This is a genomic window from Planococcus sp. CAU13 (assembly GCF_000775575.1).
In the GTDB taxonomy this organism is placed as follows: domain Bacteria; phylum Bacillota; class Bacilli; order Bacillales_A; family Planococcaceae; genus Planococcus.
This window is the reverse complement of sequence record NZ_JRGN01000302.1, coordinates 1-7,471: the sequence shown is the minus strand read 5'-3', so window position 1 is coordinate 7,471 and position 7,471 is coordinate 1. Positions and strand designations below refer to the sequence as shown.

The 7,471-nt window shown below is 47.1% G+C and carries 9 protein-coding genes, 1 pseudogene and 1 other annotated feature; all 10 genes and pseudogenes read right to left on the bottom strand.

Annotated elements, in window-relative coordinates:
- Window positions 1-244 (bottom strand): annotated as a pseudogene (locus tag KW93_RS13785) (hypothetical protein); the annotation flags it as partial.
- 11 nt (window positions 245-255) lie between these two features.
- The gene (locus KW93_RS17000) at window positions 256-699 is read right to left on the bottom strand and encodes a type II secretion system protein (RefSeq protein WP_052131634.1); all 444 of its coding nucleotides are present in this window, start codon (window positions 697-699) and stop codon (window positions 256-258) included.
- Complete coding sequence (locus tag KW93_RS13775; RefSeq protein ID WP_033543613.1) at window positions 696-1,115, bottom strand: type IV pilus modification PilV family protein; 420 nt, start codon at window positions 1,113-1,115, stop codon at window positions 696-698. The genes KW93_RS17000 and KW93_RS13775 overlap by 4 nt, the downstream gene beginning before the upstream one ends.
- Before the next feature lie 280 nt (window positions 1,116-1,395).
- Window positions 1,396-3,795, bottom strand: coding sequence for a phenylalanine--tRNA ligase subunit beta (gene pheT, locus KW93_RS13770; RefSeq protein WP_033543612.1), 2,400 nt, complete (start codon window positions 3,793-3,795; stop codon window positions 1,396-1,398).
- 12 nt (window positions 3,796-3,807) lie between these two features.
- A complete protein-coding gene (pheS, locus tag KW93_RS13765) occupies window positions 3,808-4,845 on the bottom strand; it encodes a phenylalanine--tRNA ligase subunit alpha (protein ID WP_033543611.1) in 1,038 nt (345 codons plus the stop codon).
- A gap of 40 nt (window positions 4,846-4,885) precedes the next feature.
- Window positions 4,886-5,110 (bottom strand) — a binding site (T-box leader).
- 42 nt (window positions 5,111-5,152) lie between these two features.
- A complete protein-coding gene (locus KW93_RS13760; RefSeq protein WP_033543610.1) occupies window positions 5,153-5,926 on the bottom strand; it encodes a TrmH family RNA methyltransferase in 774 nt (257 codons plus the stop codon).
- 57 nt (window positions 5,927-5,983) lie between these two features.
- Window positions 5,984-6,433 carry a small multi-drug export protein gene (locus tag KW93_RS13755; protein ID WP_033543609.1) on the bottom strand — a complete coding sequence of 150 codons (450 nt, stop codon included), beginning with the start codon at window positions 6,431-6,433 and terminating at the stop codon, window positions 5,984-5,986.
- Entirely contained in the window at window positions 6,430-6,930 is a 501-nt protein-coding gene (locus KW93_RS13750) for a hypothetical protein (protein ID WP_033543608.1), read from the bottom strand. The genes KW93_RS13755 and KW93_RS13750 overlap by 4 nt, the downstream gene beginning before the upstream one ends.
- Entirely contained in the window at window positions 6,920-7,135 is a 216-nt protein-coding gene (locus tag KW93_RS13745; RefSeq protein WP_033543607.1) for a helix-turn-helix transcriptional regulator, read from the bottom strand. The genes KW93_RS13750 and KW93_RS13745 overlap by 11 nt, the downstream gene beginning before the upstream one ends.
- 116 nt (window positions 7,136-7,251) lie before the next feature.
- The coding region (locus tag KW93_RS17860) for a hypothetical protein (protein ID WP_033543606.1) at window positions 7,252-7,471 on the bottom strand (220 nt) is incomplete at its 5' end.

The window sequence follows — 7,471 nt, the reverse complement described above, 5'->3', positions numbered from 1 at the left end:
CTTCTTCTTCTTCTTTCGTAGCTAAAAATTTATAATCTTTAATGTCGTTTTCTATGCGGGCTTTATAATGTAATAAACCCATTTCAGCATAATGCCTAGCTTGCACCTGCTCTTCCTTTAAACTAAATTGCTTCGAAGCATTAATGTTCATCACTAACAGTCCCATTCCCAAAACAGTGAATAGAAGCACCAGCATTAAAACCGTTAAAAGGGCATAACCATGTTCATTGTTCTTGGCCTTCATTTTCATTCCTCCTAGCGAACTTTGCTGAATGTTGTGTCAATGGTGAAAATTTGATTTTTCCCGTCCTTTATATCGATTTTCACTCTAATATTGTCGTCTGTAAAAAAATTAAGCTCGTTGGAAAAGATAATATTATTTACTGGGTCATAATCTAAGTTATCAAGGTCATGAATCAAATAAGAATATCCTTCAGAAACTACATTTTCATCCATTAATAATTTCTTATTTGGAGAATCAGCTTTTATATCTATCTCTAAAGTACCATTTTTTAAGTATTCTGCTCTGATTACTTCTACTATATAATTGGCTTCCTGCTGCAACTGTTGTTTTGATGAAGTTCGATCTGCAGAAGAAGTTCCTGTTATTAAAACCGATGCAATTACTGCGGTTATAATTCCTACTATGGCCAAGGCGGCGAGAATTTCTACTAGAGTTATTCCATTTTCATTTCTCATGGCGTTTTCTCTTCAAAGTACATTTCTGTATTGAAAGCTTTGTTTTTTATATCTCGATTTGATGTAGATAAAACAGAAATAGTAACTCTTCTCAAATCAAGATCATCTACTCTATTTTCTTTTTTAACTGTTACTTCATATAAATAATAAGAATCTTTATTTATATAGGAATCATTTTCGCCTTCTTCAAAGTTATTAAAAAGCTCAATTTCTTCAAAAGCCTTTATATCTCTGACTTTTGCTACAACATCCTCAGCCACTTGAATTGCAGTTAAAGTCTCTTCATTACTTGCCGTAAACTTCGCCGACTGCGTAAAGAATGACATAAAAGTGATAAGCACAATGCTCAAAAGCACCAGTGCCGCCAAAATCTCCACTAATGTTAACCCGTCGTTATTTTTTAACTGCTTTATCATCCGAATCCCCCGCTCTTCCGTTTGGAGAAATATATCCCTAAGGTTTCCATTGCTCATAGTTGTATATAGAATAGATTAATTTTACCATAGAGCAATCAAAATACTAGTCAATTATCACTGGTTAATTGTAATATAATTCGTAATTCATTTTAAAACAGGGATATACAGGAAATATTATAAATAATTTCAAATATAAATATTATGTAACTTCAATTCCATAAAGAAAGACGGAGTCCATAACATCTGGACTCCGTCTTCTTATAATTTCATTTCCTTCTATTTAACTCCGCAACTCCGCACCCGACTCAACCAGTGTCTGCACCACATTTTCATGCACGGCAGTCACTTCTTCATCAGTCAGCGTTTTCTCCGGATCGAAGTAAGTCAGTGAGAATGCCACTGATTTCTTGCCGGCTTCGAGGTTGTCGCCTTCGTACAGGTCGAATACGCGGACATCTTTCAAAAGTTTGCCGCCAGCGGAACGGATCAGTTTTTCGACTGTTCCCGCTTCGACGATTTTAGATAATACCAGTGCCACATCGCGTGTGATCGATGGATAACGCGGCACCTGTGTATATACTAATTCTTCGGTTGGTTCCGCGAACAGTTCAGCGAGGCTGAGTTCCAGCACGATGGTCGTTTTCAGATCGCGATTTTTCTGTTCGGTAGGGTGCAATTGGCCGATGACACCGATGCGGCGCCCTTCCAACGTAAGGAATGCGGTTCTTCCAGGATGCAGGCCATCCATTTCTCCGCGTTCGAATTCGAGTTCGACACCGAGTTTTGCAGCTAAACCTTCAACAATGCCTTTCATGACAAAGAAATCGACGGCTTTCTTTTCATCCTGCCAGCTGTTGTCAAGCCATAAGCCGGTCATGGCGATTGCCAGATGTTCTTCTTCATTGAGCAGCTCATCCTGGCCTTTCAGGAACACGGATCCGGTTTCATATAAAGCGACTGAATCCGTGCGGCGCGCCGTATTATAGGAAACGGATTCCAATAAATGCGGCAGCAGGCTCTGGCGCAGTGTGCTGCGCTCTTCGCTCATCGGCATCAAAAGACGCGTCAAGTCAGTCGGTTTCAAGGCGAGATGTGTTGCCGATTTTTCAGATGTCAGTGAATATGTCGTCGCCTGCAGAAGGCCTGCACCTTCCAGGTAATGGCGGACGACGCGGCGTTTCAGCTGATACGGCGACAGGCCGCCTGGCGTTGTGGCTGCTTCCGGCAAAGTCGATGGAATTTCATCGTAGCCGTAAAGGCGCGCAATTTCCTCCACGATATCTTCTTCAATCTGGATGTCCTGGCGGCGCGTCGGCACCGAAATCATCAATTGATTGTTCATCGCTTCCGTCTTGAATTGGAGGCGGTTCAATATATCCAGCATGTCTTCAAAACGGATTTTCATGCCGAGACGGCTGTTGATGAAATCCGGTGATACGGTGACGACTTTTTCTTCGCGTTTCAGTTCATCGAAGATCACCGAACCTTTCAGCACTTCGCCGCCGGCCAGTTCTGCCAGCAATTGAGCAGCGCGTTCTGCCGCAGGGATGACGCGGTTCGGGTCGACGCCTTTTTCGTAGCGCGAGCTTGCGTCACTGCGCAGTCCGTGTTCTTTGGACGTGGAGCGGATCGAGGCTGAATTGAAATAAGCGGATTCGATGACAACGGTTGTCGTGTTTTTGCTTACTTCCGAATTCGCCCCACCCATGACGCCTGCGAGGGCAACCGGCTTCTCTCCGTTGGTGATCACCAGGTTATGGAGTGAGAGTTTTCGTTCATTGCCATCAAGGGTTGTAATGGTTTCATCCGTTTTCGCATTTCGTACAGTGATATTGCCTGTTTCGAGTAAATCGTAATCGAATGCGTGAAGCGGCTGGCCGTATTCCATCAATACATAGTTCGTGACATCGACCACGTTGTTATGCGGACGGACGCCCGCAGCCATCAGACGCTGCTGCAGCCACATCGGTGATTCCTTCACTTCGATATTGCGCACTACTTTAGCCACGTAGAGCGGATTGGCTTCCGGCGAATCAACATTCACCGTCAGCATGGAAGAGGCTTCTTCTTCCGCTTCGGTGTAAGTAATTTCCGGCAATTTCACTTCTTCTTCCAGAATCGCAGCGACTTCATAAGCGACGCCGAGCATGCTCATGGCATCCGCGCGGTTTGGCGTGAGGCCGAGTTCCAGAACTGTATCATCCAGATGGAAATTGGTGATGACATCTGTTCCGACTTCCGCGTTTTCCGGCAGGACATAGATTCCTTCCGCATACGCTTTCGGCACCAATTTGCCTTCAATGCCAAGTTCCTGCAGGGAGCAGATCATGCCGTTCGACTCTTCACCGCGGAGTTTCGCTTTTTTTATTTTCATGCCACCCGGCAGCCGAGCTCCAGGACGGGCAACGATGACTTTTTGGCCAGCGGCGATATTCGGTGCGCCGCAGATGATCTGGTCGACCGTTTCGCCGACATTGACCTGGCAGATCGACAGTTTATCCGCTTCCGGATGTTTTTCGCAGGCTTCCACGTAGCCGACGACAATATTCGAAAGGCCTTCCGACCGGTCGATGACGGCGTCGACTTCGATGCCGGCGCGCGTAATCTTTTCGCCAAGTTCAGCCGGCGGCAGACCCTGTGTATTTACATAATCGTTCAACCATTTTACAGATACTAACATTTGATTTCCTCCTTAAACTTCCGTGCGTTCGAATTGGGATAAAAAGCGGACGTCGTTCGTGTAGAAATGACGGATGTCTTCAATTCCGTATTTCAGCATCGCAATGCGTTCCGGCCCCATGCCGAATGCAAATCCTGTGAGGCGCTTTGAATCATAGCCGGCCATTTCCAGAACGTTCGGATGCACCATACCCGCTCCGAGAATTTCGATCCAGCCGGTTTTCTTGCAGACGTTGCAGCCTTCCCCGCCGCATTTGAAGCATGAAATGTCCATTTCAACAGAAGGCTCCGTGAACGGGAAGAAACTTGGGCGCAGACGGATTTCCCGGTCGTCGCCGAACATTTTCTTGGCGAAGACGGACAAGGTCCCTTTTAAATCGCTCATACGGATGTCTTCTCCGATGACCAGCCCTTCGATTTGCGTGAACTGGTGGGAATGCGTCGCGTCGTCGCTGTCGCGGCGGTACACTTTACCCGGGCAGATGATTTTGATCGGCTCTCCGCCTTTCGCTTCCATCGTCCGCGCCTGTACCGGTGATGTGTGCGTACGCAGCAAAAGTTCTTCCGAAATATAGAAAGTATCCTGCATATCGCGCGCAGGATGCCCTTTCGGCAAGTTCAGCGCTTCGAAGTTATAATAATCTTTTTCCACTTCCGGACCTTCTTCCACTTCATAGCCCATGGAAATGAAGAGATCTTCAATTTCTTCGACGACACGCGTCAGCGGATGCGCGTTTCCTGTTCTGACAGGGCGCCCCGGCAGCGTGATGTCGATTGTTTCACTCTGCAGTTTTTCATTGATGGCCTGCTCTTCCAGAATTTCCATGCGTTCTTCAAGGCGCTCGGTCACTTCTTCTCTGACAACGTTGACCAATGCGCCCATTTTCGGACGGTCCTCAGCAGGCAGTTTACCCATGCCTTTCAACAGATCCGTGATCGGACCTTTCTTGCCGAGATATGCGACTCGGACAGCGTTCAGTTCTTTGACGTCTGTTGCGGCAGCGATTTTTTCCAGTGCCTGTGTTTTCAGTTCATTCAATTGAATTTCCATTTTTTCTCCTCCTCGTAAACATAAAAAAGCCCCGTCCCAGAAAAGGGACGAGGCATTATTCGCGGTACCACCCTAGTTATTGCCCGAAAGCAATCACTCATTTACGTAACGGCTCTTCACCGGCCCACCTTTACAGCAAATGCTGGTCCCGGCGGCAGCTCGCGGGGTGAACTTCCGAAATGTCTGCATATCCGCGCTTTCAGTCGAGGCGCAAATTTCCTTGGATGCAGATGGATTCCGTACTTTTCCCGGTCAACGCTTTTGTTTTTTGAATTCTAATCAATTATACGAAAGTTCGGATGCTTTATCAACTTAATCCTTTTGGGACCAGGCTGTACAATAAAATCCCGGTCGCGACTGCGACATTCAGTGACTCAGCATCACCGTACAGCGGCACTACCAGATTCTGGTCCGTCAGCTGCAGAAGCTCCGGCGAAACGCCGCTTCCTTCATTGCCGACGATCAGCCCGAAACGTTCCTGTGTCTTCGCTTCATGCACCGGAACCGCTCGCTGCAGCGATGTGCCGAATACCGGGATGTTTGAGCTTTTCAGCTGCGGAACCCAATCGGTCAGTTCGCCGCGGACGACGGGAATCTGAAAATGCGAGCCCTGCGCCGAACGGACGGTTTTCGGGTTGAACGGATCGGCGCAGCCTTTTCCAAGTATGACTGCATCGATGCCGGCAGCTGAAGCGGTGCGGATCATCGTGCCGATATTGCCGGGATCCTGGACAGCGTCGATCAACAGTAGACGCGTCCAATTTGCCTGCTCATCCGTCGAAAATTCCGGCTGGGCGCAATGCGCAAAAATCCCCTGCGAATGTTCCGTTTCGGAAATTTCTTTCGCCACTGCGGCAGTCACCGAATAGAGCGGAACCCCTCCAATATCCCAGTTATCCGGAATATCGACGCCTTCTCGGACAATCAATCCTTTCACGAGTTCTTTCTTTTTCAAGGATTCTTCCGTCAAATGAAATCCTTCCACGAGGAATTCCGAAAATTTATCCCGTTCCTTGCGGGTGGTGGTGAGTTTTTTCCAATGTTTTACCAATGAGTTTTGCAGAGATTCTATTCGTTTCATTTTTCTTCACGCCTTTAAATCAGAATAGCTTCAGTATAGCATACTGGAGCCGCTTCTTTAGAGTTCCCTTGTGAAGAAATCAAAGCCCAACGCTGTCAGAATGCCGAATGCGAGCGTCCAGACACCTATTGATATGGTCAGCCAGATCGTCGTATTCTTTTTTGTGGCTCCGAGCGTCATGCCGATGAATGCCGCAATGTGCGTGCCGATCAGGATCGGGCCAAGCATCGCAAGTCCCGGCAAACCGTATTTATTCCAGATGCGTTTGGCGCGCTCGCTTTTTTTATTTTGCGTTTTGCCTTTGGCTTCCTGGCGTTTATTGTACCAGTCCTTGAAACGGTCAAAGCCGATGATGAGTACCAGCACTGTCAGCATATTGCCGACGAACGCCAAGAGCATGACCCAAAACGGGGACAGCCCCCAAACGATGCCGAGCGGAACGACGAGCGCGATTTCAAACCACGGTATCGCGGCGCCGAGAAAAACCAGGATGTATTCGTAGATCATTCTGTTTCCTCCTTGAAGTGTTTGCGGATTTCCAGATAATAAATCAGGTATTGGCCAAAAGCGATCGCGAGGATGCCGTAGATGATCAATAGTCTCGGCACCGGCAGCACAATGGCAAAAGCTGCAAGGGTCGGCAATGCCAGCGTGATGAAACTGTATACTTTCTGGACCGCTTTCCGGGTGATGAACGTCATCCCTTCATCCTGTTCGAGATATTCAGGCGGACGGATGGCAAAAGGCGATATCTTTTGCGACGGGTTTTCCTTGTTGTGCTTTCTGAGTCTCAGCAGGTAAACTGCCATTAATCCAAAGTAAAGGATAATTGAACAGAATACAATAAAACCGTCCAGTGCCTCCAACTGGATTGTAAGGCTCGTTTCACTTTCAGTATTGACGAATTCAGCAATCGGTGAGTTCAAGCCGAACGCCAATACACCCAGCACCACGATAAACGCCATCATCCATAACGGGTAGCTCAATCGAAAATCATTTTTCATCTTCCTTCTCCCCTTCCAGCCAGAATAATTCGTTGACTTCCACCTGCAGCGCCTTCGCCAATTTCAGTGCCAGCATGATCGACGGAGAAAATTCCCCTTTTTCAATAAACGCAATCGTCTGCCGTGTGACATCAACCTGTTTGCCCAAATCACTTTGCGTCAGGCTGTGCCGCGCGCGCAATTCCTTCACCCGATTCTTCAGCATTGGCTTCATCCTTCCTTTGAAGATGTTCGCTTTATATAACATAATGTACACTAAACTTAACATTAAGTAAAGTATTATATACATAAATATTGGATCGCAATAAGCGATCCGACATTTTAAAAGGCATGCGCGGGGTTGCGCATGCCTTTGGGTTTGGGTTGGGTTTTAAAGTTTTTCACTCTTTTTAGGTTAGATTCGAAATTTCGAGCCTTTTTCAGGTGAATTTGTTGATTTCGGCCGCTTCTCCCAGGTTCAAAAGACTGAATGGATGCTTTTCGCGGGCGAAAAGCGGGAGTGCGGAACCGGTTCATTGTTTTATCTGCGTTTGAGAATTTA